The organism is Dactylosporangium aurantiacum, from assembly GCF_000716715.1.
In the GTDB taxonomy this organism is placed as follows: domain Bacteria; phylum Actinomycetota; class Actinomycetes; order Mycobacteriales; family Micromonosporaceae; genus Dactylosporangium; species Dactylosporangium aurantiacum.
Genome location: NZ_JNYJ01000015.1, coordinates 114,518 through 139,288, shown reverse-complemented (window position 1 = coordinate 139,288; position 24,771 = coordinate 114,518). Strand labels below are relative to the sequence as shown.

Annotated in this window: 20 protein-coding genes; 8 read left to right on the top strand and 12 right to left on the bottom strand. The window is 72.7% G+C overall.

The annotated features are described in order from the left end of the window. Positions 1 to 162: 162 nt before the first annotated feature. The 6 genes from OP18_RS19125 to OP18_RS19100 all read right to left on the bottom strand — a co-directional run bounded on the left by OP18_RS19125 (position 163) and on the right by OP18_RS19100 (position 6,521). A complete protein-coding gene (locus OP18_RS19125) occupies positions 163 to 1,470 on the bottom strand; it encodes a hypothetical protein (protein WP_033360288.1) in 1,308 nt (435 codons plus the stop codon). Further along, entirely contained in the window at positions 1,445 to 2,119 is a 675-nt protein-coding gene (locus OP18_RS19120) for a hypothetical protein (RefSeq protein WP_052386951.1), read from the bottom strand. The genes OP18_RS19125 and OP18_RS19120 overlap by 26 nt, the downstream gene beginning before the upstream one ends. Continuing rightward, positions 2,116 to 3,300: an ATP-grasp domain-containing protein gene (locus OP18_RS19115; protein WP_033360287.1), complete on the bottom strand. Its 1,185-nt coding sequence runs from the start codon at positions 3,298 to 3,300 to the stop codon at positions 2,116 to 2,118. The genes OP18_RS19120 and OP18_RS19115 overlap by 4 nt, the downstream gene beginning before the upstream one ends. Next, positions 3,297 to 4,271 (bottom strand): glycosyltransferase family 2 protein, encoded by a 975-nt coding sequence (locus tag OP18_RS19110; RefSeq protein ID WP_052386950.1) that lies wholly within the window; start codon positions 4,269 to 4,271, stop codon positions 3,297 to 3,299. The genes OP18_RS19115 and OP18_RS19110 overlap by 4 nt, the downstream gene beginning before the upstream one ends. Positions 4,272 to 4,285: 14 nt before the next feature. Next, on the bottom strand, positions 4,286 to 5,254 hold the full coding sequence (locus OP18_RS19105; RefSeq protein WP_033360286.1) for an NAD-dependent epimerase/dehydratase family protein: 969 nt from the start codon (positions 5,252 to 5,254) through the stop codon (positions 4,286 to 4,288). Between the two features lie 457 nt (positions 5,255 to 5,711). Further along, positions 5,712 to 6,521 (bottom strand): SDR family NAD(P)-dependent oxidoreductase, encoded by an 810-nt coding sequence (locus tag OP18_RS19100; RefSeq protein ID WP_033360285.1) that lies wholly within the window; start codon positions 6,519 to 6,521, stop codon positions 5,712 to 5,714. Between the two features lie 77 nt (positions 6,522 to 6,598). Here OP18_RS19100 and OP18_RS19095 point away from each other — a divergent pair, with 77 nt between their 5' ends. From OP18_RS19095 to OP18_RS19065, 7 genes are all read left to right on the top strand, one after another. Continuing rightward, positions 6,599 to 6,982, top strand: a complete 384-nt coding sequence (locus tag OP18_RS19095) for a winged helix-turn-helix transcriptional regulator (RefSeq protein ID WP_033360284.1) — start codon at positions 6,599 to 6,601, stop codon at positions 6,980 to 6,982. 12 nt (positions 6,983 to 6,994) lie between these two features. Further along, complete coding sequence (locus OP18_RS19090; RefSeq protein WP_033360283.1) at positions 6,995 to 7,204, top strand: hypothetical protein; 210 nt, start codon at positions 6,995 to 6,997, stop codon at positions 7,202 to 7,204. A gap of 37 nt (positions 7,205 to 7,241) precedes the next feature. Then, positions 7,242 to 7,823: a TetR/AcrR family transcriptional regulator gene (locus OP18_RS19085; protein WP_033360282.1), complete on the top strand. Its 582-nt coding sequence runs from the start codon at positions 7,242 to 7,244 to the stop codon at positions 7,821 to 7,823. After that, positions 7,820 to 9,055, top strand: a complete 1,236-nt coding sequence (locus OP18_RS19080) for a glycosyltransferase (protein ID WP_033360281.1) — start codon at positions 7,820 to 7,822, stop codon at positions 9,053 to 9,055. Before OP18_RS19085 ends, OP18_RS19080 begins: the two co-directional genes overlap by 4 nt. Positions 9,056 to 9,187: 132 nt before the next feature. Further along, positions 9,188 to 10,477, top strand: a complete 1,290-nt coding sequence (locus OP18_RS19075) for a ThuA domain-containing protein (RefSeq protein WP_033360358.1) — start codon at positions 9,188 to 9,190, stop codon at positions 10,475 to 10,477. A gap of 151 nt (positions 10,478 to 10,628) precedes the next feature. Next, positions 10,629 to 12,839, top strand: coding sequence for a rhamnogalacturonan lyase family protein (locus OP18_RS19070; protein ID WP_033360280.1), 2,211 nt, complete (start codon positions 10,629 to 10,631; stop codon positions 12,837 to 12,839). Positions 12,840 to 12,938: 99 nt separating this feature from the next. Next, positions 12,939 to 15,191, top strand: a complete 2,253-nt coding sequence (locus tag OP18_RS19065) for a discoidin domain-containing protein (protein WP_033360279.1) — start codon at positions 12,939 to 12,941, stop codon at positions 15,189 to 15,191. Between the two features lie 686 nt (positions 15,192 to 15,877). On the opposite strand, the gene OP18_RS52730 is transcribed toward OP18_RS19065, so the two are convergent. Together OP18_RS52730 and OP18_RS19055 are read right to left on the bottom strand one after the other, a co-directional pair. After that, entirely contained in the window at positions 15,878 to 18,112 is a 2,235-nt protein-coding gene (locus OP18_RS52730) for an NB-ARC domain-containing protein (RefSeq protein ID WP_156089618.1), read from the bottom strand. Between the two features lie 159 nt (positions 18,113 to 18,271). Continuing rightward, positions 18,272 to 19,219 (bottom strand): thiamine-phosphate kinase, encoded by a 948-nt coding sequence (locus OP18_RS19055; RefSeq protein ID WP_033360278.1) that lies wholly within the window; start codon positions 19,217 to 19,219, stop codon positions 18,272 to 18,274. Between the two features lie 301 nt (positions 19,220 to 19,520). Between OP18_RS19055 and OP18_RS19050 the strand changes: the two genes are divergently transcribed. Then, positions 19,521 to 19,964, top strand: coding sequence for a DUF5990 family protein (locus tag OP18_RS19050; protein WP_033360277.1), 444 nt, complete (start codon positions 19,521 to 19,523; stop codon positions 19,962 to 19,964). 5 nt (positions 19,965 to 19,969) lie between these two features. Here the strand turns inward: OP18_RS19050 and OP18_RS19045 are convergent, their stop codons facing one another. The 4 genes from OP18_RS19045 to chvE all read right to left on the bottom strand — a co-directional run bounded on the left by OP18_RS19045 (position 19,970) and on the right by chvE (position 24,615). Continuing rightward, the gene (locus OP18_RS19045) at positions 19,970 to 20,596 is read right to left on the bottom strand and encodes a maleylpyruvate isomerase N-terminal domain-containing protein (RefSeq protein ID WP_033360276.1); all 627 of its coding nucleotides are present in this window, start codon (positions 20,594 to 20,596) and stop codon (positions 19,970 to 19,972) included. Positions 20,597 to 20,711: 115 nt separating this feature from the next. After that, the gene (gene mmsB / locus OP18_RS19040) at positions 20,712 to 21,935 is read right to left on the bottom strand and encodes a multiple monosaccharide ABC transporter permease (RefSeq protein WP_033360275.1); all 1,224 of its coding nucleotides are present in this window, start codon (positions 21,933 to 21,935) and stop codon (positions 20,712 to 20,714) included. Continuing rightward, positions 21,932 to 23,452 carry a multiple monosaccharide ABC transporter ATP-binding protein gene (gene mmsA / locus OP18_RS19035; RefSeq protein ID WP_279327188.1) on the bottom strand — a complete coding sequence of 507 codons (1,521 nt, stop codon included), beginning with the start codon at positions 23,450 to 23,452 and terminating at the stop codon, positions 21,932 to 21,934. Before mmsA ends, mmsB begins: the two co-directional genes overlap by 4 nt. 35 nt (positions 23,453 to 23,487) lie before the next feature. Then, the gene (chvE, locus tag OP18_RS19030) at positions 23,488 to 24,615 is read right to left on the bottom strand and encodes a multiple monosaccharide ABC transporter substrate-binding protein (RefSeq protein WP_033360273.1); all 1,128 of its coding nucleotides are present in this window, start codon (positions 24,613 to 24,615) and stop codon (positions 23,488 to 23,490) included. Positions 24,616 to 24,771: the final 156 nt, after the last annotated feature.

Genomic DNA, 24,771 nt, shown 5'->3' with positions numbered 1-24,771 from the left:
GCTGCTCTGCGGGGCCTGGCCCGGCCCGCATCACCGGCCACGCCCAGTTGGCCCGCAGCCCGGCCCGGCGGCGCAGCGCCGCCCAGTCCGCGGGCTCCGGGTCGGCGACCGGGTTGTGTAGCCGGACCGTCAGCCCTTCGGTCATCACAGCCATCTCCACCATCAGGTTCCCCCGTGCCGCTGCGAACCGTCCCCGGGACCCGGCGGCAGGGTCCGCACAGGGCGACGCCACCTTCCGCTGAGGCCGACGTCGAGACCGAACGCGCTCGCCCCGGCGGACAGCAGCAGCGCCGCCATCGCCCCGGACGACGCGGCGTGGGGCACCAGCAGCGCCGCCGCGGCCGCCACGACGACGAGACCGACGGTAGCCGATGTCGCGGTCAGCCGGGGGGACCGTCCGTCGGTGTTCTCCACCAGGTAGCCGGCGTAGGCGACCAGCGCGAACAGCGGCGTCTCCAGGCAGGTCAGCAGCACCAGCAGCAGGGTGCCCGCCGGCAGGAACAGCACGAGCGGCAGGCCCGGCAGGCACAGCAGCATCGCGACGCGCAGAAGCCGCCGCGCCTTGGCCCGGCCGGCCCGGCCGGCGGGCCCGCGCAGCCGCAGCGACGTGGCCGGCTGGCGCAGCCGGAGCAGGTACGTCAGCGCGGCGGAGCAGAACCCGGACAGCGTGACCGCGACGTAGAACGGGCCGCTCTCGGTGCCGTGGCCGGCGATGCCGAGGACCAGATAGCACACGGCCAGGCACAGGCTCGCGACGAGCTCGGGCAGGCCGAGCAGGCCGCAGGTCCGCAGCACCAGCCGGGCCACCCGCCGCCGCCTGGCCCGCTCGACCGTGCGGCCGGCGGCGGCCCGGCCGGGCAGTGCGGCGATGGACCAGCCCGGCGGCAGCCGCCACAGCAGGACCACCGCCGCGGTCAGCGCCGTCGCGGCGAACAGGTGCAGCTGCCGCAGCGGCGACCACGCGAAGTGGAACGTCAACGCGGAGATGACCAGCAGCGCGCCGGTCACGCCGGCGAACGTGACCGCGTCGGTGCCGGGGTGTCCGCGCACGCGGTGCAGGCCGACCGCGAGCTGCAGCATGCCGAGCGCCGCGCACCACAGCAGCGCCGCGGCCAGCACCCGCCCGCGGTCCAGGGCGGTGGCGGCCACGAACGCGGCCACGGCGACGAGCACCGGCACGGCCGCGACCCGCAGCACGACCCGGGCGATCGCCCCGCCGAGCCGGCGGGTCCGGGGCACCAGCTTCAGCGCCGCCTTCTCGCCGCTGGACGCGACGAACACGGTCCACGCCGAGACGCCGACGGCACCGGCGTACTCGGCGAAGCGGTCCGCGCCCCACGGCACGGCGAGCACCAGGGGCGCCAGCGCGATCGTCGCGCGGAACGCACCGCGGCCGGCGAACAGCGCCAGCAGCAGCCCGCCGCGGGGTGCACCGGTGCGGGCCTCAGCCTCCGGCGCGAGCAGCGTCATGACCGGCCGGCGAGGGCTCCGCCGCGGAGTCCGGGCCCTGCCCCCGGGCGGCCGTGGCGGCGCGGCGGGAGCGGGACGGCCAGCACAGCACCGCCAGCGCGGCGATGAGGTGCGCGGCGATGAACAGGTACGCCTCGGTGCGGCCGGCGACGTGCCCGAGCCGGACCGTCATGTGGTCGGCCCAGTCCCACCGTTGCGGGACCGGCTGGCCCCGCCACAGCCAGAACGACAGGTCCTCCAGCCCCGACAGCATGACGAGGATGCTGGCGTAGCTGATCCGCCGCACCGCGGCCGCGGGCGAGCCGCCGAGCCGCTGGTGCAGCGCGAACGCCAGGATCAGCAGCGGCGCGAGGACCCGCACGAGGGAGTAGAAGCCGTCGAAGTCGTCGGCGATGACCCGGTCGAACATGCGCGGCACGAACCCGCAGAACACCGCCGTGAACGTGAGGACGCCGAGCACCTCCGGCAGCCGCCAGCGGCGCAGCCACACCGGGTCCAGCGCGGCGATCGTCTCGGCGGCGAGGACGAACGGCACGAGGTACGCCAGGAACAGCCACAACGAGTCGAGTTGCTTGCCGCTCGGGGCCAGCGCCACCAGCAGCACCCCCGAGACGAGGGTGGCCAGGACGAGGGTGAAGAAGCGTTTCACGGCCGCACCTCGAACCGCACGGTGGACAGCAGGCGGGCGGCCGCCGCGCGCAGCAGCGCGGGGGTGTCCGCGGCCAGCAGCGCGTAGCCGAGCTTGCTGGTCAGGTCGATGGTGGAGGTGACGGCGCGGCCGGGCTCGGCGAGCAGGACGATGCGCACCACCTCCGGCCAACCGCGCGCCTCCTCGACGCCGTGGATGGCGGTGAGGACGCCGGTGTCGGCGGCGTTGAGCAGCTGCACCATCACCGGCTGCGGCTCGCTGCGCGGCGGCACCGGCGGCAGCGGCGCGCCGACCGCGACGCTGATCGACGCCTCGATCGGGTCGACGCCGTAGCAGTGCCGGGCGAGCTCGCCGAGGGGGTCGCCGCCGGTGCGGGCACCCATCTCGATGAGGCAGGGCCGGCCGTCGGTGTCCACGACCAGGTCGAGGTTGAGTGGGCCGCGGCGGTAGCCGAGGCGGGCGCACAGCGCGTCGACGGCGGCCACGATCCGCTCGTGGGTGCCGTCGGGCACGGCGGCGGGCAGCAGGTGCGCGGTGGTCGTCGCCTGCGGCGGCGGGGTGATGTGCCGCTCGGTGAGGGCCATGAACACGACCCGCCCGTCGTCGATGACGCATTCGCAGCCGCAGTGCTGGCCCTGCACCTCCTCCTCGATGACGACCCCGGCGCTGTAGGAGTGCCGGAGCGCCTCCGCGACCGCGGCGTCCACTGTGGACTCGTCCGGGCAGCGGGTGACGCCGCGGCTGCTCTGCGCGTCGACGGGTTTGACGACGAGCGGGAAGCGCAGGCCGGCGGCGCGCCAGTCGGTGCCCTGGATCCAGCGGTACCCGGGCAGCCCCAGCTCGTCGCAGAGGGCCCGGAACCGCCGCTTGTCCACGGACGCCTCGACCGTCGCCTCGGTCAGCCCGCACGGCAGCCCGAACCGTTCGGTGAGCGCGAACTGGGTCGGTAACGCGATGTCGCTGCTGGGCGCGAGGATGCCGGCGATGTCGGTGCGCTTGCGCAGGATCTCGCTCAGCGCCGGCACGTCGCGGGTGCTGACGGGCAGCAGCTCGTCGGCGAGGGCCACCGCCGGGGCGGTGTCGCGCAGGTCGACGGCGACGGTGCGGTACCCCAGCGCCCGGGCGGTGCGGTAGGTGGCCATCGCGCCGTCGGCGGCGCCGAGGATGAGCAGGCTCTTCATGCGGCGTCCTCACGCTGGGCCGGGATGAACGGCGCCGGTCGGGCGCCGGGGAACAGCTCGTCGGCGGGCTCGACCGGGATCGACGCCGCACGGACGTAGAACATGGCGGGGCGGGGCTGCGCGTCGGCGATGAGCACCGTGTACCGCAGCAGGACCGCCGCACCGCAGAGCGCGACGCTCTGCGCCACGAGCCCGGCGCCGGCCGCGACCCCGGTGCCGAGCAGGCCGGCGAACGCGGCGACGGCCAGCCCGGCGCTGGCCAGGGCGGCGAGCAGCAGGACGATCGCGACCCAGTGCACGGCGCGGCGGGAGAAGGCGACGTAGAGCTCCAGCGCGTGACCGATGAGCCGGCCGAGGCGGAACTTCGACGTGCCGCGGGTGCGGGGCCGGTGCTCGACCGGGACCGTGGCGATCCTGGAGGTGAGCAGCGGCACGGTGGCCAGGAAGTACGGGGTGCCGAGGCGCAGCTCGACCACCCGCCTGGCCAGCTCCGTGCGCAGCACCCGGAACGTGGTCGCGCCCGGCGGGATCCGGATGCGCAGGCGACGGCCGAGCCAGTGGTAGCAGGCCGCGCCCCCCCGGCGGTGCCACGGGTCGTGCCGCGTGCGCCGCACGCCGAACACCGCGTCGTGGCCTTCCAGGGCCCTCGCGACGAGGTGGTGCACCTCGGCCGGCGGGAACTGCAGGTCCGCGTCGAGGTGCACGAGCCAGGGCTTGCGGGCGTACTTGTAGCCGGCCGAGAACGCCGCCTCGAACCCGAAGTTGCGGCTGAACGACAGGTACTGCACGCGGGGGTCGGTGGCGGCGAGCCGCTGGATCTCGGCGAGGGTGCCGTCGGTGCTGCCGTCGTCGACGAACAGGATCTCCAGGTCGTAGCCGCCGAGCGCGGCCACGATCTCGGCGTGCGTCTGCGCGACGCTGTCCGCCTCGTCGTAGCAGGGCACGACGGCGGTGAGGCCGAACGGGTGCATGGGTCCGCGGTGCCTCAGCGGGCGGCGAGCGCGAGCGGCTCGGGCGCGGTCCAGTGCTCGCCCTGGGTCGCGATGAACCAGTCGATGGTGCGCTCCAGGCCGGCCTCCAGGGACACCAGGTCGGCGGGGTCGATGCCGACGGCGCGCAGCGTCTCGGCGTTGGCGCTGACGACGGCGCCGGGCTGCTCGCCGGGGCGCATCGGCAGGTCGACGATGTCGGCCCGCGGGTAGCCCTTGGCCTCGCACTGGTCGATGACGATCTCGGCGACGCGGCGGATCGTGGTCGACGCGACCGGGCCGCACTCCACCACGTGGTCCAGCACCGTGCCGGCCTGGGCCGCCTCGAACGCGGAGACCAGCGCCTTGGCGACGTCGCCGACCCACACCATGTCGGAGACCTGGTGGCCGCCGCCGTAGAGCTCGACCGGCATCCCGCACAGCGCCCGGCAGACGACCGCCGGGGTGATCTTGCGGACCTTGCCCGGGCCGAACGGCGCGGCGGCGAGCTGGCGCGGCCCGTAGGCGTTGACGGCGCGCACGACGTTGACCCGGCTGCCGCGGTCGGCGTTGAACATCGACACGAAGCGCTCGACGGCGGTCTTGGAGATCGAGTAGCTGTTGTTCATCCAGTGGTTGCCGACGCCGATGTAGACGCCCGGCAGCTGGTACTGGGTGACCGCCTCGAGGAAGTTGAGCCCGCCGACGAGGTTGGTCTCGGCGGCCGGGCGCGGGTTGAGGATGGTCTCCTGGGTGCCCAGCACGGCGGCGAGGTGGATGATGCCGTCGCAGTGGGCCGCGAGCTCCACCATGGCGGTCGCGTCGCGGATGTCGCCGAGCATGACCTCGCGCTCCGGCGCGGCGTGCGGTCCCCGCCGCCCGTGACCGTGGTGGTCGAACACCAGCGCCTCGTGGCCTCTGGCCTCGATCTCCTCACAGACGTACCGTCCGATGAACCCGTTGCCCCCGGTAACGCCGATCTTCATTGGTGGTTTCCTATTCCCTCGATGGGCGGGTCCTCGCCCAAGGACAGCTTCCGGCCGCCTTTTCGCAGGGTGGTGCCCCACGTCAAGACGACCGTTGAACAGCGCATATGCCGGGGCGACATTGATCTTCGTGCCCCGTGATCTCATCGCCCCGTGCCGGTCGCAATCTACCTGCACCGCGCCAATGATCACAGTCCGAGCGCGAAGATTTATTGACTCAGTCGTATGTAAGTCAGCGTTTTGCCGATGTTGTCCGCCATCCGCCGGAATTTACGCGAAGCGATGTGGTTTGACGGCGCCGGTGGACGTCGCCGGACCGCGGACGGGCAGCTCGGGCGCATCGACCTGTCCCGGCTCCCGTTGCGTCCCGGCGGCGGCGACGACCCGGTCGACTACGCCGCCCGACCGTCCCGCGGACCCTCCCGCGGACCCTCCCGCCGGCCTCCCGCCGACCTTCCTACTGACCTTCCCGCTCGGCCAGCAGCCGCTCGGTGAGGTCCATCAGCCGGGCGGCCGCGCCGGCGTCCAGGGTCGGGAAGTCCGGCGGGAGGACCCGGTCGCGGTCGACGGCGGTCAGCGCCGCCGCCGGCGGCCCGTCCACGAACCCGTGGATCGGCGCGACCGCCTCGGCGATGGGCCGGGCCGCCAGCGACGCGACCGCGAGCAGCCCCCGGACCACCACCGGCAGTCCCGAGCGGTCGCCGCTGCGGGCGAACCCGGGGTGGAACAGCACGTACCGGGCCCGGCTGCCGGACCGCGCCGCGAACCCCGCGCCGAGCAGGTCGTTGGCCCGTCCCGCCTGCAGCTGCGCCCGTACCGCGGAATAGCCGGTCGAGAGCTGCGGGTCGGTCCACCGCACGGCGCCCCTGGTGACCCCGACGCCGGCGACGTTGACGATGACGGGCCGGGCCGCCCGGTCCAGTGCCGGCCGGAGTCCGAAGCTCAGCAGGTACCGGCTGAGGTAGTACAGCGCGAAGGTGCGTTCGAGGCCCTCGGCGGTCACCTCGCGCCGCGTCGAGACGGCGTTGGCGAACAGCGCGAGGGCGTCGACCACCGGATGCTCGGCGAGGATCTCGGCGACGACCCGCCGGTTCTCCGCGACGCCGCTCAGGTCCGCCGGCAGGAACGTGACCGCCCCGCCGGCCATCGCCTCGCCGCGCGCGCGGCTGCGGCCGACGACCACCACCGTGTCGCCGCGTTCGGCGCGCCCGAGGGCGAACGCGCGCCCCATGCCGTTCGTGCCGCCGCTGACCACGACCACGCCCATCGCTGCCCCCGTTACCGTTGGTTGCCGACGGACCCATCCTCGGCGCGGCCGTCGGGGCGGCGGAAGAAGGCACTGTGATGTCCACTGCGCACACCGGTGTGCCCACCTCACCGGCGGAGCACGCGCTGCCGGTCCCCGTGCCGAGCGAGGAGTACGAGCGGTGCCCGGTGACCGGGCTGCTGCGGCGGCTCGGCGACAAGTGGACGCTGGTACTGCTGTCCCTGCTGGCGCGGCGGCCGTACCGCTTCAACGAGCTGCACCGCGCGGTGGAGGGCATCAGCCAGCGGATGCTCACCCGCACGCTGCGCACGCTCGAGGCGGACGGCCTGGTCGAGCGGGAGGTGTTCCCGACCGTGCCGCCGAGCGTCGAGTACCGGCTGGCCCCGCCCGGCGTGAGCCTCATGCGCTCACTGTCGCCCCTGGCCACCTGGGCGGTCGAGCATGCCCGCCGGGCCGGGTAGGGCCGATCGGCCATGGCGACCGCCGGGCGGACCGCGGTGGTGCACCGCACCGCGTGGAACCGCCTGGACCTGTCGGTCACGGCCACCGGCGAGCCGCTGACGCCCCGCTCGCCGCGGCCCGACCACGACCACGACCACGGCGCGCTGTACGTCAGCCCGGACGGCCGGCGGTTCCTCGAGCTGGGCGACGGCGCCGCGCGGGTATGGGCGTCGGGAACCTGACGGCGCGGCCGGCGCAATTCGCGGTAACGTCCTTACCGTGAATACGCCAGCCCGCCCGTACCGGCAGCGCGCCCGCGCCGAGTCCGCCTCCGGCAACACCGGGCGGATCCTCGCCGCGGCCCTCGAACTGTTCGTGGAGCGGCCGTTCGAGCAGGTCACCCTCGCCGCCGTCGCCGAGCGGGCCGGGGTCGGCCTGCAGACCGTGATCCGCCGGGTCGGCACCAAGGACGGCCTCGTCGAGGCGGTCAACGCGTGGATCGCCCCGCAGGTGGCCGCCGGCCTCGGCGACCCGCCCGGGCCCGACCCCGCGCTCGTCGCCGCCGCGTTCCGCCGGCACTACAGCCGCTGGGCGCCCGCGCTGGAGCGCACCCTCGCCCAGGAGGACAGCTCCCCCGCGCTGAAGGCCTCCGCCGAGGCCGGCCGGGCCGGACACCGCGGCTGGCTCGCGGCCGCCTTCCCGGGGCTGGACCCCGTCACGTTCGGCCGGCTCGTCGGCGTCACCGGTGTCGAGCTGTGGCTGGTGCTCACCAAGCACGAAGGGCTCGACGTCGCCGACGCCGAGGCGACCGTCGCGCTGCTCATCCGATCCGTCATCTCGAATCAAGGACAGTCGTCATGAACCGATACCTGGTCTACACCCCGCCCGCCGCCGGGCACGTCTTCCCGCTCGTCCCGGGGCTGCTGCGCCTGCGCGAGCGCGGGCACGAGGTACACGTGCGGACCGCACCCGACCTGGTCGAGCGGCTGCGCGCCGAGGGCCTGGACGCCGCGCCCGTCGACGAGCGGATCACCGCGTCGGTGCGCCGGCCGGGCGGGCGCGACGGCGTCGACGGCATGGCGGACCTGCTCGCCCGCGGCGCGTGGGAGGCCGAGGATCTGCGCCGCGCGGTCGCCGAGGTCGCCCCGACCGCGCTGCTGGTCGACACGAACACCTACGGCGCGGCGACCGCCGCGCAGACCACCGGGCTGCCGTGGGCGATCACGGTGCCGTCGATCCTCGCCATGCGGGGCAAGGGGATCCCGCCGTACGGCATCGGCCTCGCACCGAGGACCGGTCCGCTCGGCGCGGTCCGCGACGCCGTGCTGTGGAAGCTGGTCGAGCGGGCGTTCGCCAAGACCATGCTGCCGGGCCTGAACACGCTGCGCACCGCCGCGGGGCTGCCGGCGCTGGACAGCCCGCTGGGCTACTACCGGCTGCCGGACCGGCTGATCGTGCTGACCGGCGAGCCACTGGAGTACCCGCGCACCGACCTGCCGGCGCACGTACGGATGGTCGGCGGCCAGGTCTGGGACCCGCCGGCCGGCACGCCCGACTGGCTGCTGGCGCCCGGCGACCCGTGGGTGCTGGTCACCTGCTCCACCCACTACCAGGGCGACGAGGACCTCGCCGCGCGAGCGGTCGAGGCGTTGCGCGACAAGCCGGTGCGGGTCCTGGTGACCCTCGCCGACGCGTACGCCTCGCACCGCCTGCCGGCCGCGCCCAACGTCCGGGTGGAGCGGTTCGTGCCGCACGGGCCGGTCCTCGCCCGGGCCGCGGCGGTGGTGTGCCCGGCCGGGATGGGCATCGTCACGAAGGCCGTCGCCGCCGGGGTACCCGTCGTCGCCGTGCCGTGGGGGCGGGACCAGCCGGAGGTCGCTCGGCGGGTCCAGCAGGCGGGCACCGGGGTCGTCCTGCCGCCGAAGCGGCTCACCGCGGCCCGGCTCGCCGCGGCCGTCGACACCGCGCTCGGGCTGCACGACCGGGCCCGCGCCGTCGCGGCCCGCATCGACCCCGCCCGGGCGGCGCAGCGGTTCGCCGACGCCGCCGAGGAGCTCGCCGTACGCCGGCCGCAACCTGCCGCGACGGCTTAATTGGAGACTTACTTTAACTATTAGGGTTCTTTACCTTGTGGCGCCGTCATCGATGGCTGATGATGCGAGGGGAGCGGATCCGCCCGTCCCCTCCCACCTACCGAAGGACCCCTCGTGCTCAAGAAGCTCCCCTTGAGCGCGCGACGCCTCGTGCTCGCCGCGCTCGCCGTGCTGACCGCGCTGGGGGCGGGCCTCGCCATCCGGCCCGCCCTCGCCGCCACCCCGTTCAAGGTGCTCGCCTTCTACAACGGCACCTGGGACGCGGCGCACATCGACTTCGACAAGGAGGCCCGGGAGTGGTTTCCCACGGCCGCCGCGCAGAACGGCTTCACCTGGGAGGCGACCACCGACTGGAGCCGGCTCAACACCGGCGGCCTGGAGTCGTACAAGGTCATCATGTTCCTGGACGACGCGCCGCCGGCCGGGCAGCGGGCCGCGTTCCAGCAGTACATGAACAACGGCGGCGCCTGGATGGGCTTCCACGTCAGCGCGTTCACCACTGACCCGGGGTCGTGGAGCTGGTACTACAACACGTTCCTGGGCTCCGGCGCGTTCCGGACCAACACGTGGGGGCCGACGAGCGTCACGCTGAAGGTCGAGGACCGCGCCCACCCGTCCACGGTACGGCTGCCCGCGACCTTCCGCTCCGCGGTCAGCGAGTGGTACTCGTGGAGCAACGATCTGCGGCAGAACCCGGCGATCGACATCCTCGCCTCGGTGGACCCGAGCAGCTTCCCGGTCGGCACGGACCCCAACCAGTCGTGGTACAGCGGCTACTACCCGATCCTGTGGACGAACCGCAACTACAAGATGCTGTACGCCAACTTCGGCCACAACGGCATGAACTACTCGACCAACACCCGCACGTCGTCCACCTTCGCCAGCGCCGAGCAGAACCGGTGGCTGATCGACGGCATCCTGTGGCTCGCCGGCCAGAGCACCACGCCGCCGTCGTCCTCGCCCACGCCGTCGGCGTCGCAGAGCACCGGGCCGATCTCGCCGACCGCGTGGTACAGCGTCATCAACAAGAACTCCTCGAAGTGCGTGGACGCGCGGGCCGCCGGCACCACCAACGGCACGCCGATCCAGCAGTACACCTGCAACGCCTCCACCGCGCAGCAGTACCAGTTCCAGCCGACCAGCGGCGGGTTCGTGCGCATCAACAACCGCGGCAACAGCGCGCAGGCCCTCGACGTCACCGACGTGTCGAGCGCCGACAACGCGCCGATCCAGACGTGGACGTACGGCGGCGGCAACAACCAGCAGTGGCAGCCGGTCGCCGAGGGCGGCGGCTGGTACCACTTCGTGAGCCGGCTGAGCGGCAAGTGCCTCGACGTGCCGGCCGCGTCGACCGCCGACAGCGTGCAACTGGTCCAGTACACCTGCAACGGCACCGCGGCGCAGTCGTTCCGCCTGGCCTGAAAGTTTCGGCCCCGGCCGACCGTTCCAAGCATTGACGCGTGGTGATGCATTGCCCGGCCCGGGATCCCGGGACTACGGTCTCGCCGTCCCGGGTCGGGCAATTGTGACATTGTGACACTCGCCCGACCGCCTTCGTTCTGAGGAGCGGATCGTGCGGTTCATCCATCATCGGCGGCGGGGCGTCGCCATCGTCGCGGCCGGGGCGGCGGCCGTCGCCGCGGTCGCCGTCACCGTGACGGTCGCGTCGGCCGCCGCGTCCGGCTGCCGCGTCACGTACACCGTGACCAACTCCTGGCAGGGCGGCTTCGGCGCGAACGTCGACGTCACCAACCTCGGCGACCCCGTCAACGGCTGGACCCTGGCCTGGACGTTCCCCGCCGGGCAGACCGTCACCCAGGCCTGGAACGCGACCGTGACGAGCAGCGGCGGGCAGGCCCGGGCCACGGACGTCGGCTACAACGCGGCGATCGCCACCGGCGCCACCGTGTCGTTCGGGTTCAACGGAACCTGGACCGGCAGCAACCCGGCGCCGACCTCGTTCGCGCTCAACGGTGTCACGTGCACCGGCGCCGCTTCCTCGCCTACGTCTTCTTCCCCGTCACCATCCCCGTCGACCTCGACGCCGCCGCCTCCGGCCGGCAACGCCAAGCAGATGGAGGACCTCGACCGCGGCCTCATCTCGGTGCGCTCGGGCAGCGGCAACCTCGTCTCCTGGCGGCTGCTCGGCACCGAGGCTTTGTCCACCGCCTTCAACCTGTACCGTGCCGGCACCCGGATCGCGACGGTCACCACCGGCACGAACTACCTGGACGCCGGCGCCGCCGCGGACGCGTCCTACACCGTGCGGGCGGTCGTCGGCGGCGTGGAGCAGGCCGCGTCGGGTGCGTCGCTGCGCTTCACCGGCGGCGGGTACCTGGATGTGCCGATCTCCTCGCCGGGCTCGGGCTACACGGCCAACGACGCCTCCGTCGGCGACCTGGACGGTGACGGCCAGTACGAGATCGTGCTGAAGTGGGACCCCGCCGACGCCAAGGACAACTCCCAGTCCGGCGTCACCGGTGTGGTCTACGTGGACGCGTACCGGCTGAACGGGCAGCGGCTGTGGCGGATCAACCTCGGCCGCAACATCCGCGCCGGGGCGCACTACACGCAGTTCCAGGTGTACGACTACGACGGCGACGGCCGCGCCGAGGTCGCCATGAAGACCGCGGACGCCACCGTCGACGGCGCCGGCCGCGTCATCGGCAACGCCTCCGCGGACTACCGCAACAGCTCCGGCTACGTGCTCAGCGGCCCGGAGTACCTGACGATGTTCAACGGCCTCACGGGCGCCGCTATGTCCACAGTGGACTACGTGCCGGCGCGGGGCACCGTGTCGTCGTGGGGCGACAGCTACGGCAACCGCGTCGACCGGTTCCTGGCCGGCACCGCCTACCTCGACGGCCAGCGGCCCTCGCTGATCATGGCGCGGGGGTACTACACCCGCTCGGTCATCGTCGCCTGGGACTTCCGCAACGGGACGCTGACCCGGCGGTGGACGTTCGACAGCAACAGCTCCGGCAACAGCGCCTACGCCGGGCAGGGCAACCACCAGCTCTCCGTCGCCGACGTCGATGCCGACGGCCGCGACGAGATCGTCTACGGCGCCATGGCCGTCGACGACAACGGCGCCCGGCTGTGGAACACCGGCAACGGCCACGGCGACGCCATGCACGTCGGCGACCTCGACCCGTCCCGCCCCGGCCTCGAGGAGTTCAAGGTCGACGAGGACGGCAGCAAGCCCTCCTCCTGGATGGCCGACGCGCGCACCGGGCAGATCCTGTGGAGCACCCCGGCCAACGGCGACAACGGCCGCGGCGTGTCCGGCGACATCTGGGCCGGCAGCGCCGGCGCCGAGTCGTGGTCCGCGGCCGCCGACGGTGTACGCAGCCCCAAGGGGACCGTGGTCTCGTCGCGCAAGCCGAGCTCGACGAACTTCCTGGCCTGGTGGGACGGCGACACCACCCGCGAGCTGCTGGACGGCACCCACGTCGACAAGTACGGCACCTCCGGCGACACGCGCCTGCTGACCGCCGCCAACGTGCACTCCAACAACGGCACCAAGTCCACGCCGTCGCTGTCCGGCGACATCCTCGGCGACTGGCGCGAGGAGATCATCTGGCCGACGTCGGACAACACCGCGCTGCGCGTCTACAGCACGCCCGACCCGACCTCGACGCGGCTGTTCACGCTGATGCACGACCCGCAGTACCGGTGCGCCATCGCCTGGCAGAACACCGCGTACAACCAGCCGCCGCACCCGTCGTACTTCATCGGCAGCGGCATGGCGACCCCGCCGGCACCGGTCATCTACGTCCGGTAGCTACGGATCTGCCGGAGTCTCTCGGACTCGGAACTGTCATACGGGGGCGGTAGGTTGGTCCGCATGACGTCGCCGGCGGGGTTGGGGCCCATCCGTAAAGTGGATCGGTGCCTGCTCGCCGGCGACGTGCCGGCCCTGCCGGCCGTGCCCGACGGGTGGCTGGCCGTCCTCGTCGCCCCGGGCCTCGAGGTGACCGCCGCCGACCTGGCCGAGCCGGTCCGCACCGCGCTCGCCGGCGACGACAGCGTGCTGCTGCTCGCGCCCGGTCCGCTCGGCGAGCAGCTGGCCCTCGCGCTCGACCGGCCCGTCGTCGCCCCCGACGGCCCCGTCATCCAGACGCCCGGCGGCATCCTGGTCACCGCCGACGCGGCCGGCGGCTGGTGGCGGCACGCTCCGGGCGCGCCGGCGGTGCCGCTCGGGCCGCGCTGGCCCGCACCCGACTGGCAGGAGCTCGTGCCGGCGACGACGCTGTGGCCCGCTGCCGTCATCGCCCAGCCCGTCCCCGCGGGGTGGCTGCTGTCCCCCGGCCCGGTCGGCGCCGCGGCCGCCTTCGACGGCGTCGAGTTCGCCGTCGCCGTCGACCCGGCACGCCCCCGCCTGCTGCTCGACCCTGCGCTCACCGGCGAGCAGCTCGCCCAGGCCATGGCCGCCCTGCCGACCAGGGTGCGCCGCGTCGCCGACCTGGTGCCGCTGGGCGCCGGCCAGGGCGCGGGCCGCCCGCTGGCCGCCGCCGCGGCGAGCCGCCTCGGCGAGCCCGTCCACCTGGTCAACGGGGTGCCGCTGCACACGCCCGCGGGGTCGATCACGGTCTTCGCCCTCGACGCGCACCGCCGGCCGGTCTGGGCCGAGCCCGCGTGGCTGCTGCGGCTCACCCCCGACGGCGACGAGGAGGTCGTGGCGTCGTCGCCGCCGCACGCGTCGCTGCGCCCGATCGACCCGGCCACCTATGCGATGGACATGGGGTGGCAGGTCCGCCTCGGCGGGGGCGGCATCCACGCGTATCCGGGGCCACCGCCGCCACCGGCGAAGGGGCGCGCTTCGCTGCCGGTCGACGCTGCTGCCGACAGCGGGCGGGCGCTGCCGGTCACCGCTGCGGTGCCTGTCGCGGCCGGGGACGGTGCGGCGCCGCCGTTCGCCGTCGCGGCCGGCGACGGCGCGACGCCGCCGTTCGCCGTCGCGGCCGGCGACGGTGCGACGCCGCCGTTCGCCGTCGCGGCCGGCGACGGCGCGGGGCCGCCGTTCGCCGTCGCGGCCGGCGACGGTGCGACGCCGCCGTTCGCTGTCGCGGCCGGGGACGGTGCGGCGCTGCCGGCGCCGGGCGGGCGCAACGGGAGCTACCGGGTCGTGGTCGGGGCCGCTGACGAGGTCATCGACGACCTGGTGTGGCCGCCGCTGTCGGCCATGTTCACCGCGCTGCTGTCCGAGATCCCGGCGAGCGTCGACCTGGTCGTGCGGGGCAAGTCGTCGGAGTGGGGCGAGGCCGCCGAGCGGGAGCTGGCCGAGCGGCACCCCGGCAGCGGCGTGACCAGCGGCCAGGCCCGCGACTTCCAGCGCTGCGACCTGCTGCCCATGCCACCGGTGCCGGCGCCGCCGGACCCGCCCGCCGCCGTCCGCCACGCCCGCAACGGCCTGGCCCTGCTGGCCGCCGCGGCCGTGGTCGTGCTGCTGCTCGCCGTCGCCGGGGCCGTCGCCTTCTGGCCCCGCGGCGGCACCGGCGCCGACCTCACCGCCGGCAGCGAGCCACGCACCGCCACGATGCCCGGCGACGCCGCCGCACCGTCGGCGCCGCCACCCTCGGCCCGCGCGAGCGGCAGCACCTCGCCGAAGCCCGGCCCGTCGGCCTCCTCCCCCCGCCCGAGCACCTCGGCCCAGTCCTCGCCGAGCCCCGGCGCTCCCACCACGGCGGCGAGCACCCCGCCGCTGCCGCTCGACCCGGGCACCGACGCCGCCCTGGGCCGCCCCACGTCGGAGAGCAGCCACACCGACGTCTACAGCTCCGGCCGCGTCACCGACGGCGACCCGATGAGCTACTGGGAGAGCCGCAACAACGCCCTGCCCCAGTGGGTCCAGGTCGACCTGGGCTCCCCGGTCCCGGTGCGCCGCGTCGTGCTGCGCCTGCCCCCGTCGTCCGCCTGGCCCGCCAGGACCCAGACGGTCACGATCCAGAGCAGCCTCGACGGCGCCACCTTCACCACCATCTCGGGCGCCTCGTGCCGCTTCGACACCGCCAGCGGCCAACGCGCCACCCTCGGCGTCGCCTCCGGCCAGCACCGCTACATCCGCGTGCTCATCTCGTCGAACTCGGTCCAGCCGGCGGGCCAGCTGTCATCGGTCGAGGTCTACCGCAGCTGATCTCACCGGCCGCCGGTGAGACCCCGCCAGCCGCTGCGATGTTCGCGGGCGGTGGTTCTCGCCGCCGGGTGGGCTCGCCGCCGGATTACATCGCCGAACTCCGTCACCGAGTTTTGCCGCCGATGCGACTCCACTGAGGGCTCGCCACCAGGGTTCCGCCGTCGGAATCTCACCTCCGGTTCCCGCCGCCGAGGTCCCCGCCGAGGTCCCCGGCCGAGGTCCCCGCCGATTCTCACCTCGTCGGGCCTCACCACCGAGCCTCGCGGCTGGGTCCGCCGCCACGATTCCACCGCCAAGGTTCGCCGCCGGGCCTCGCCGTGAGACGTCGCGGTTGGGCTCCATCGAGTCTCATCACCCAGTTTCGCCGTCGGTTTCATAGCGTCCCGCCGCAGTTTCGCCACCGGGCTGCCCCATCGGGGTTCGGTGCGGGGTTTCTGCTGCCAGGGCTCCGTGCCAGGTGCTTTCGGCAGGCTTCGCATGACGGTTCTCTCCGTCCGGTGTTGCCGGCCGGTGCTCCGCCGCGCTTCCACCGCGGGTGTCACCGCCTCCCCGCCGGGCGCTTTCGCTGCGGGTTCGACGGCACGGCCGGCCGTGCGGCACTCACGGCACGTCGCCTCACGTCCTGAAGCCGGGCCTCACCGCGCACATCGAGCGTCGGCGGACTGTCCGGCGCGTCGGCTGGGTGTTCAGCGCCCGGTGCGGCGCCATGGCGGGCGCAACCAGGTGTGCGGGCGGCGCAGCGTGCGGCGGATCTCGCCCGCGCGCGGGTGGCCGAACATGTCATAGATCACGCACGATCTGCGGAGCGCCCTGCGTCCGAGCGCATACTCGCCTGCCGCGACCAGCGCGGTCCCCATCTCGCTGAGACTGCTCGCCGTCCACAGCCGCTTGTCGAGACGTTCCAGGAGCGGCAGGCTGTCGATGAAGCACCGGGTGCCGGACTCCACGTCGCCCACGCTGAGATACGTGTGACCCAGATTCACCAGCGCGAAAGCGAGCCAGTTCTCACGCTGCTGGGCCCGGAACGCCGTGACGCACTGTTCGAGGCCGCTGATCGCCTCCATGGTCCGGCCCTGGTGTCTCAACAGCACGGCCAAGTCGCAGCGGGCCTCGGCGGACCGGTGTTCGTCGCCGGCAGCGTCGAACACCGGCAGGCAGGCGACCAGCCGGGCCTCCGATTCCGCCACCGCTCCTGTCTCCAGCAAGGCGTAGCCGAGCACCAGGTCGAGGGTCGCCCGTTCGTAGTCGTCGAGATGCTCGCGTCGCGCGTCGCACTCTCGCAGATGCTCAATGGCGGCTGGCGGCTGCTCCTGCAGTGTGAGCACGTCGGCCGCCCGAAGATGCAGGCGGGCCCGCATATGATGCGCATTGTGCGGCGCGGTGGCGATCGCGAGTGAGATCGCCCGATGCCAGTCGTCCCAGTCCACCCGGCTGAGCGCGCAGACGCTGAGTCGCTCGGCGACCATCCATAGCTCTTCCGCCATACCACTCGCCGCGGCCAGCTCCAGCGTCTGCAGCACGGCTCCCTGCTCGAGCCGCCACCATTCGAGCGGATCCCGGCGCAGGATCGTGGTGCCGGCGTCCTGCGCGCCTGGCGGAGACGGCGGCAGCGGGGTGGGCAGCCGCCGCACGTCGACCGTGACCAACTGTGTGTCGAGGAGATCCAGCCATCGGGCGTACGCGTGAGCGACGCGTCTCACCGCGGTCCGTTGTTCCTCCTCCGGCTCGTCCTCCGCGAGCCGCTCCCGAGCGAACGCCAGGACCAGATCGTGGAATCGGTATCGCGTCTGTCCCGGTATGTCGTTGACGAGTTCGAGCAGCTGCGCGTCAAGCAGCTCCTCGATGACCCGCTCCGACGCCGCAGGCGCAGATGCCATCAGGATCGGCACCAGCACACCTGAGAACTCCGCGCTGTCCAGGATGGACAGCAGGCGGAAGGTCTTTGCGACGTGCGTCGCCAGTGGCCGGTAGCTCAGCATGAGGCTCGCCCGCACCTCCAGGTCGCCGACCTTGAACTTCTCGACCATCAGGCGTTGGTGTTCATCACGAAGATTCTGTGCCACGGCTTGCAGCGTGACCGACTCGCGGCGGATCAGCTTGCCACCCACGATACGGATGGCGAGCGGCAGCCCGCCGGACAGTTCGGTGATGGTCGACACGGCGTGCGGGTCCGCCGCGAGGCGGTCCGTCCCGGCGATGCGGCTGAGCAGCTCAACCGTCGCGGCCTCCTCCAGCACCTTCAGCTTGATCTGGGTGGCGCCTTCCAGCCCGGACAGTGGACGACGGCTGGCCACGATCGCCGCGCAACAGGGCAGCCCCGGAATGAATGGCCGCACCTGATGTTCGCTGACCGCGTTGTCGATGACGATGAGCATCGACCGGACGGCCAGCCGGTCCCGGTACCGGCGTGCCCGTTCCTCCAGCCCATTGGGAATGACCGACGGATCGACACCGAGGTCGACGAGCAGCTCCGCCAGGACATGTTCCGGATCGAGCGGGTTGTCGTCGGAGCCGCGGAGGTCGATGTACAACTGACCGTCCCGGAAATGGGGGCGCAGCAAATGGGCCGCGCGGACCGCGAGCGTCGTCTTGCCCACACCGCCCTGACCGCTGACGGCGACCACCGGCACGGCCGTCCAGTTGTCGTCGCGGGCCTGCTCGACCAGCTGCGTGATGCGGTCGAGCTCGTCGCGCCTGCCGATGAAATCGGGCACGTCGCGGGGCAGCTGGAAGATGGTGGCCGAGTCCTCGTCGACGTCCGGTTGCGGATTCGGGTCCCCGCCGCTGTCCCGCCGCCACTGCCAGGCGGCCAGCACGCCGGTACAGACGGCGCAGGCCACCACTGAGATCCACCGGATCGGGTGGGACACGTCCGGCACGCCGACGACGGCGCCCGTCCCGGCTGCCAGCGTGGCGAGCATCCCGAAGATCCACCACCGCCTGCGCACCCCACGGGCCCTCGTCCTAGCGGCAGCCGCGCGTGTTCCGCTTGCCATCGGCCCTCCGGTCGACTCCTCGACACCAACGTTCGCCACGCCTGCCGGACCAGCGAGCCAACGGCTGGTGCCGGGCTGCGGCGGTCACCGGCGGAAGTGATCGTGACCGCCCGGCCCGGACCACACCGCGCCGTCGACGCGGACGCCGGGCTCGCGCACCACCGTTCCGATGACGACACAGCCGGCCGGCACGGCGGCGGGCGCCGGCAGACATGCCACCAGCGCGTTGTCGTCGCCGCCGGTGAGCATCCAGCCGAGCGGGTCGACGCCGAGCAGGTCGGCGGCCTGGCGCATGATGCCGGGCACCTCGAACGCGGTCGAGTCCAGCTCGATCCCGACCCGCGAAGCGTCGGCGATGTGGCCCAGGTCCTGCAGCAACCCGTCGCTGACGTCGCACATGGCGGTGGCACCCGCGGCGGCCAGCTCCGCACCGAGGGGGTACGGCGGTCGCGGGCGGCGGTGTGCCGTCACGAGCTCCGCCGGCTCCCGCCGGTCGCCGGTGAGCAGGGCCAGCCCCGCCGCGGCCCAACCGACCCGGCCACCGAGCACGACCACGTCGCCGGGTCGGGCGCCGCGGCGCAGGACCGGCGGACGGCCGTCGAGGCTGCCGTGTGCGGTGATGGCGAGGACCACCGCGTCGGCGCGGCTGATGTCGCCACCGACGATCGACGCCTTGGCCCGGTCGCATTCGTCACGCAGCCCGTCGACCAGCTCCAGAACCCAGTCGACGGCGGTCTCCGGCGGCAACGCCAGCCCGAGGAGCAGCGTCGTGGGTCGGGCGCCCATCGCCGCGACGTCGGACAGGTTCTGCGCCGCCGCCTTCTGGCCGATGTCGTAGGCCGACGACCAGTCCCGGCGGAAATGCCGGCGCTCCACCAGCAGGTCGGTGGTGACCACGAACCGCCCGTCGGGCGCGGCGACGACGGCCGCGTCGTCGCCCGGTCCGACCAGCACGTCGTCCTGCGCCGGCAGCCGGGCCGTGATGAGCTCGATCAACGCGAACTCACCGATGGTGCTGACCCGTTTCGACATCCGCGCTCCCGTCGGCTCCCCCGGAACCGGGCCGGCACCGGGCCACGCTTCCATGTTGTCTCACACCTGGCGCAGCGTCGCAACCGGGACACGATCGGTGACAGGCCCACGATCAGCCGGCGCCCTCGGCCGCCGTGTCCGGGCCGCGCTGGGCGTCGACCGGGGTGCGGCACCAGGTGCTGCTGGAGATCCGCCGCCTCCGGTGCATCCGGTCATGGGTTGTCTCACCGCCGAGGGGCGTCCTCGACCATTTCGTCGTGGACACGGCGCGCCGGTACGGCTGCGGCCTACAGTCGGTGCAATGCGGATCCGGATCGAGGGCAGCGACCTGCCGGGGCGGCGGGGCGGAGGGCGGGCCGACGCGCTGCGGCTGGGCAATGTGCACGTCGGCGTCCAGCGCAAGGCGGAGGTGGTCGACCGGGTCGCGGCCGACGCCGGCGGGGCGGCCTGGTCGTTCGAGGTGACCAGCAGGGAGGTCGACGGGCTGCTCGACGTCGGCGGGCCGTGGGTGCACGGGCGGCCCGGCGCACGGTTCCTGTACCTGAGCTGGGGCGCGGTGACCGGGGGCGAGTTCGCGATGTTCCGGAGGGCGAAGCTCATGTTCGGCGACATCCCGACCGGCGTGCTGCGGGCCGCCCACGACGGGGAGGGAACGCTGGTCGGGCGGCTCGGGCTGACCGACGCGGCAGGTGAGCCGGTGTGCGCCCGGATCCGCCCACCGGCCATCACCTGGAGCGTCGAGTAGCGCCGTCAGAGCGCGGCGACCGAGCCGGGTGCGCGCTCCTGCCGGGTCAGGGCGCGCAGCACCGGCAGCGGGCCGTGCCGCCACACCGCGAGCCGGGCGAGGAGCTGCACGGTCGCGTCCGTCGCGGCGGCGGGCAGGTCCGGCGTCGGCACGTCGAGGCTGACCGCGAGGTCGTCGGTGTGCACGACCAGCTCCAGCAGGCGGGTGAGCAGGAAGTCGTCGACGGCGAGCCCCCACCGGCCCAGGTCGACGACGCGGTCGGGGTGCTGCGCCGGCACGACGGTGCGCAGCTCGGCCAGGGCGGCGTCGACCTCGTCGGCCAGGACGGCGGCGGAGGTCTGCGCGGCGGCGTCCTCGCTGCGCCGCAGGATGGCGGCGTTGTCGGCGCTGCCGGCGCCGGAGGTCACCCAGCCGGCGCCGGTGAAGTGGTCCAGGACCGGGATCGCCGACTCGCCGGGCGGGTCGGCGAGGAGCGTGAGGGTGCGGGTCACCTGGTTGGCGAGGTGCCGGGCCAGGCCGCCGACGGTGAAGCCGGGCAGGGCACTGGGCGCGGCCCAGCGCTCGTCGACCGCGGGCGAGCGCACCAGCGCCGCGGCGACCTCGGCGGTGTCCAGGAAAGCTGGTCGGATCATCCGGCAACTCTAGAGCGAACATGGTGGAGCCCAGGGGCCGCCAGCGTCCCCTGGGCTCCACCCTTCCGCCGGTCCGCGTCCCGCCCAGGCCACGAACCGAAGTGTGCGCCGTCCCTCAGCGGGAGCGGCCGGCGCGGCGCTTCGCCCACACGTCGAAGGCGACCGCGGCCAGCAGCACCAGGCCCTTGACCAGCATGACGCGTTCGCTGGGCGAGCCGATGAGGGACATGCCGTTGTTGATGACGGCCATGATGAGGCCGCCGGTGATGGCACCGACGACCTTGCCGACGCCGCCCTGGACGGCGGCGCCGCCGATGAACGCGGCGGCGATCGCGTCGAGCTCGAAGGCGTTGCCGGCGGTCGGGCCGGCCTGGTTGAGCCGGCCGGCGAAGATGATGCCGGCGATCGAGGCGAGCAGGCCCATGTTCACGAAGATCCAGAACGTGACCGACTTGACCTTCACCCCGGACAGGCTGGCCGCCTGCAGGTTGCCGCCGACCGCGTAGATGTGCCGGCCGAAGACGGTGCGCTGGCTGATCAGCGTGTACGCGAGCACCAGCGCCGCCAGCAGGACCAGCACCCACGGCAGGTTCTTGAAGCGGGCCAGCTGCACGATGATGAACATGAGCACGAGCGCGGCGCCGGCGATCTTCGCCACGAAGATCGGCATGCTGTCGACGGCCTGCCCGTAACCGATGCGGCCCCGACGGGCCCGCCACTGCACGACGACGATGCCGGCGACCGCCGCCAGGCCGACGAGCAGGGTGAACAGGTCCGCGCCGCCGAGCACGCCGAGCCCGACGTTGTTGAGGAAGCCGGGCGTGAAGCCGTTGGCGAGGGTGCGCACGTCGTCCGGGAACGGGCCGATGCCCTGGTTGCCGAGGACCGTCATGGTGAGGGCCCGGAAGACCAGCATGCCGGCCAGGGTGACGATGAACGCCGGGATCCCGAAGTACGCGATCCAGAACCCCTGCCACGCGCCGATGAGCGCCCCCGCGAGCAGCGTGACCAGGACGGCCACGGGCCACGCGACGTCCATGTCGACCATGAGGACCGCGGAGATGGCGCCGGTGACGGCGACGACGGAGCCCGCGGACAGGTCGATGTGCCCGGCGATGATGATCAGGATCATGCCGATGGCGAGGATCAGGATGTAGGAGTTCTGCACGACGATGTTCGAGATGTTCTGCGGCTCCAGCAGCGAGCCGGACGTCAGGACCTCGAACAGGACCACGATCGCGGCGAACGCGATGTAGATGCCGCTCTGGCGCAGGTTGACCGAGAACCGGGTCGGCGCCGCGACCACGGGGTCGGCGTCGACCTCCACGACCGTCGTCATGAGAACTCCTTCGCTGAACGAGCCGTCATGAGTTGCATGAGCCGCTCGGGGGTCGCGTCGGCGCGGGGCAGCTCGCCGGTGACCCGGCCCGCCGACAGTGCGTAGATGCGGTCGCAGATGCCGAGCAGCTCCGGCAGCTCGGACGAGATGACCAGGATCGCCTTGCCCTCGTCGGCGAGCCGGTTGATGATCGTGTAGATCTCGTACTTGGCGCCGATGTCGATGCCCCGGGTGGGCTCATCGAGGATCAGCACGTCAGGATCGGTGAAGATCCACTTGGCGAGGACGACCTTCTGCTGGTTGCCGCCGCTGAGCGTGCCGGTGACGGTGCCGACACCGGGCGCCTTGATGTTGAGGCTGTGCCGGTAGTCCTCGGCGACGCGGAACTCGTGGTTGTCGTCGACCCAGCCGCCCTTGGCGATGCGGGCCAGCGCCGCGCCGGAGACGTTGCGCTGGATGTCCTCGATGAGGTTGAGGCCGTAGCGCTTGCGGTCCTCGGTGGCGTACGCGATGCCGTGCGCGATCGCGTCGCCGACGGTCCGCAGCTGGACCGGCACCCCGTCCTTGTACACCTGACCGGTGATGTCGATGCCGTAGCTGCGGCCGAAGACGCTCATCGCCAGCTCGGTGCGGCCGGCACCCATGAGCCCGGCGAGACCGACGATCTCGCCGCGGCGCAGGGTCAGGTTGGCCCGGTCGACGACGACCCGGCCGTGCTGGGTGGGGCTGTGCACCGTCCAGTCCTCGATGCGCAGCGCCTCCTCGCCGATGCGCGGCTCGTGCGGCGGGAAGCGGTGCTCGAGGTCGCGGCCGACCATGCCGGAGATGATGCGGTCCTCCGACACGTCCTTGCCCCGCATGTCGAGCGTCTCGATGGTGCGCCCGTCACGCAGGATCGTGGTGGTGTCGGCGACCGCCTCGATCTCGTTGAGCTTGTGCGAGATGATCACGCAGGTGATGCCCCGCTGCCGGAACTCCAACAGCAGGTCGAGCAGGTGCCGGGAGTCGCTCTCGTTGAGGGCCGCGGTCGGCTCGTCGAGGATCAGCAGGCGGACCTCCTTCGACAGCGCCTTGGCGATCTCGACCAGCTGCTGCTTGCCGACGCCGAGGTCCATCGCCGGGGTGACCGGGTTGTCCCGCAGGCCGACCCGGCGCAGGAGCGCGCCGGCGTCGGCGTTGGTGCGGTTCCAGTCGATCAGTCCGCGGTGCACCCGCTCGTTGCCGAGGAAGATGTTCTCCGCGATCGACAGGTGCGGGATCAGCGCCAGCTCCTGGTGGATGATCACGATCCCGCGCCGCTCGCTGTCGCGGATGCCGCCGAAGTGGCAGGGCTCCCCGTCGAACTCGATCTCGCCGGTGTACGAGCCGTGCGGGTACACCCCGGACAGCACCTTCATGAGGGTCGACTTCCCGGCGCCGTTCTCGCCGCAGATCGCGTGGATCTCCCCGCGACGGACCTCGAGGTTCACATCCTGCAGCGCGGCAACGCCGGGAAAGGTCTTGGTGATGCCGCGCATCCGCAGAATTACATCGGACTGAGCCTGGGACATGGTTACTTGAGGTCGCTCTCGGTGTAGTACCCGGAGTCGACGAGCACCGTCTTGTAGTTGGACTTGTAGACCACGACCGGCTCGAGCAGGTACGACGGCACGACCTTCACGCCGTTGTCGTAGTCCTTGGTGTTGTTGGTCTCCGGCTTGCCGCCCTTGAGCACGGCGTCGGCCATCTTGACGGTGACGTCGGCGAGCTTGCGGGTGTCCTTGTAGATCGTGGCGTACTGCTCACCGGCGATGATGGACTTGACCGACGCCTTTTCCGCGTCCTGGCCGGTGACGACCGGGTAGGGCTGGCCGGCGGTGCCGTAGCCGCTGCTCTTCAGCGCGGACAGGATGCCGATCGACAGGCCGTCGTACGGGGACAGCACACCCTGGACCTTGGTGCCGCCGACGTACGTCTTGGTGATGATGTCCTCCATGCGCTTCTGCGCCGTGGCCGGGTCCCAGCGCAGGATCGCGACGGTCTTGAAGTCGGTCTGGCCGGACTTCACGACGAGCGTGCCCTTGTCGATGTACGGCTTGAGCGTGTCCATCGCGCCGTTGAAGAAGAAGGTGGCGTTGTTGTCGTCCGGCGAACCGGCGAACAGCTCGATGTTGAACGGCCCGGTGGCGGTGCCGTCGGAGCCGTCCTCCTTCTTCAGGCCGAGGCCCACCAGCAGCGACGTGGCCTGCTGCACGCCGACCTTGTAGTTGTCGAAGGTGGCGTAGTAGTCGACGTTCGGCGAGTTGCGGATCAGCCGGTCGTAGGCGATGACCGGGATCTTCTTGTCCGCCGCCTGCTGCAGCTGCGTGGTGATGGCGGTGCCGTCGATCGAGGCGACGATGAGCAGCTTCGCGCCCTTGGTGATCTGGTTCTCGATCTGGTTGACCTGGGTCGGGATGTCGTTCTCCGCGTACTGCAGGTCGACCTTGTAGCCGAGCTTCTCCAGGGCGGCCTTGACGTTGTTGCCGTCGGCGATCCACCGCTCGGAGGACTTCGTCGGCATCGTCACGCCGATGAGGCTGCCGGCGCCGGCCGCGGCCCCGGCCTCCTTGTCGGCGGTCTTCTCACTCGAGCCGCACGCGGTGACGCTGAGCGCCACGGCGAGGCCGAGGCCGGCGAGCAGTGCTCTGGGGAACTTCATGGGGTGTCCTCCACCTGTAGGGCAGGATGCAGCGACCGCGGGACGCCGGGTGTGAGCGTTATCAGCGGGCGCGGCGGGATCTGTGAATGTCGGGGTCTCGGCGGGGCGGAATGTGCGGAAACGTTGGAAGGCGGTGAGTTGGGTGACGCTCGGGGA

Excerpts from the sequence above, each read along its gene's own strand:
- mmsB (WP_033360275.1), bottom strand. The coding sequence starts at position 21,935 with ATGACGACGGTCGTGGAGGTCGACGCCGACCCCGTGGTCGCGGCGCCG.
- OP18_RS52730 (WP_156089618.1), bottom strand. The coding sequence starts at position 18,112 with ATGCTCGCCACGCTGGCAGCCGGGACGGGCGCCGTCGTCGGCGTGCCG.
- OP18_RS19055 (WP_033360278.1), bottom strand. The coding sequence starts at position 19,219 with ATGTCGAAACGGGTCAGCACCATCGGTGAGTTCGCGTTGATCGAGCTC.
- OP18_RS19045 (WP_033360276.1), bottom strand. The coding sequence starts at position 20,596 with ATGATCCGACCAGCTTTCCTGGACACCGCCGAGGTCGCCGCGGCGCTG.
- mmsA (WP_279327188.1), bottom strand. The coding sequence starts at position 23,452 with ATGCGCGGCATCACCAAGACCTTTCCCGGCGTTGCCGCGCTGCAGGAT.
- OP18_RS19105 (WP_033360286.1), bottom strand. The coding sequence starts at position 5,254 with ATGAAGATCGGCGTTACCGGGGGCAACGGGTTCATCGGACGGTACGTC.
- OP18_RS19080 (WP_033360281.1), top strand. The coding sequence starts at position 7,820 with ATGAACCGATACCTGGTCTACACCCCGCCCGCCGCCGGGCACGTCTTC.
- OP18_RS19115 (WP_033360287.1), bottom strand. The coding sequence starts at position 3,300 with ATGAAGAGCCTGCTCATCCTCGGCGCCGCCGACGGCGCGATGGCCACC.
- OP18_RS19090 (WP_033360283.1), top strand. The coding sequence starts at position 6,995 with ATGGCGACCGCCGGGCGGACCGCGGTGGTGCACCGCACCGCGTGGAAC.
- OP18_RS19095 (WP_033360284.1), top strand. The coding sequence starts at position 6,599 with ATGTCCACTGCGCACACCGGTGTGCCCACCTCACCGGCGGAGCACGCG.
- OP18_RS19125 (WP_033360288.1), bottom strand. The coding sequence starts at position 1,470 with ATGACGCTGCTCGCGCCGGAGGCTGAGGCCCGCACCGGTGCACCCCGC.
- chvE (WP_033360273.1), bottom strand. The coding sequence starts at position 24,615 with ATGAAGTTCCCCAGAGCACTGCTCGCCGGCCTCGGCCTCGCCGTGGCG.
- OP18_RS19100 (WP_033360285.1), bottom strand. The coding sequence starts at position 6,521 with ATGGGCGTGGTCGTGGTCAGCGGCGGCACGAACGGCATGGGGCGCGCG.
- OP18_RS19110 (WP_052386950.1), bottom strand. The coding sequence starts at position 4,271 with ATGCACCCGTTCGGCCTCACCGCCGTCGTGCCCTGCTACGACGAGGCG.
- OP18_RS19050 (WP_033360277.1), top strand. The coding sequence starts at position 19,521 with ATGCGGATCCGGATCGAGGGCAGCGACCTGCCGGGGCGGCGGGGCGGA.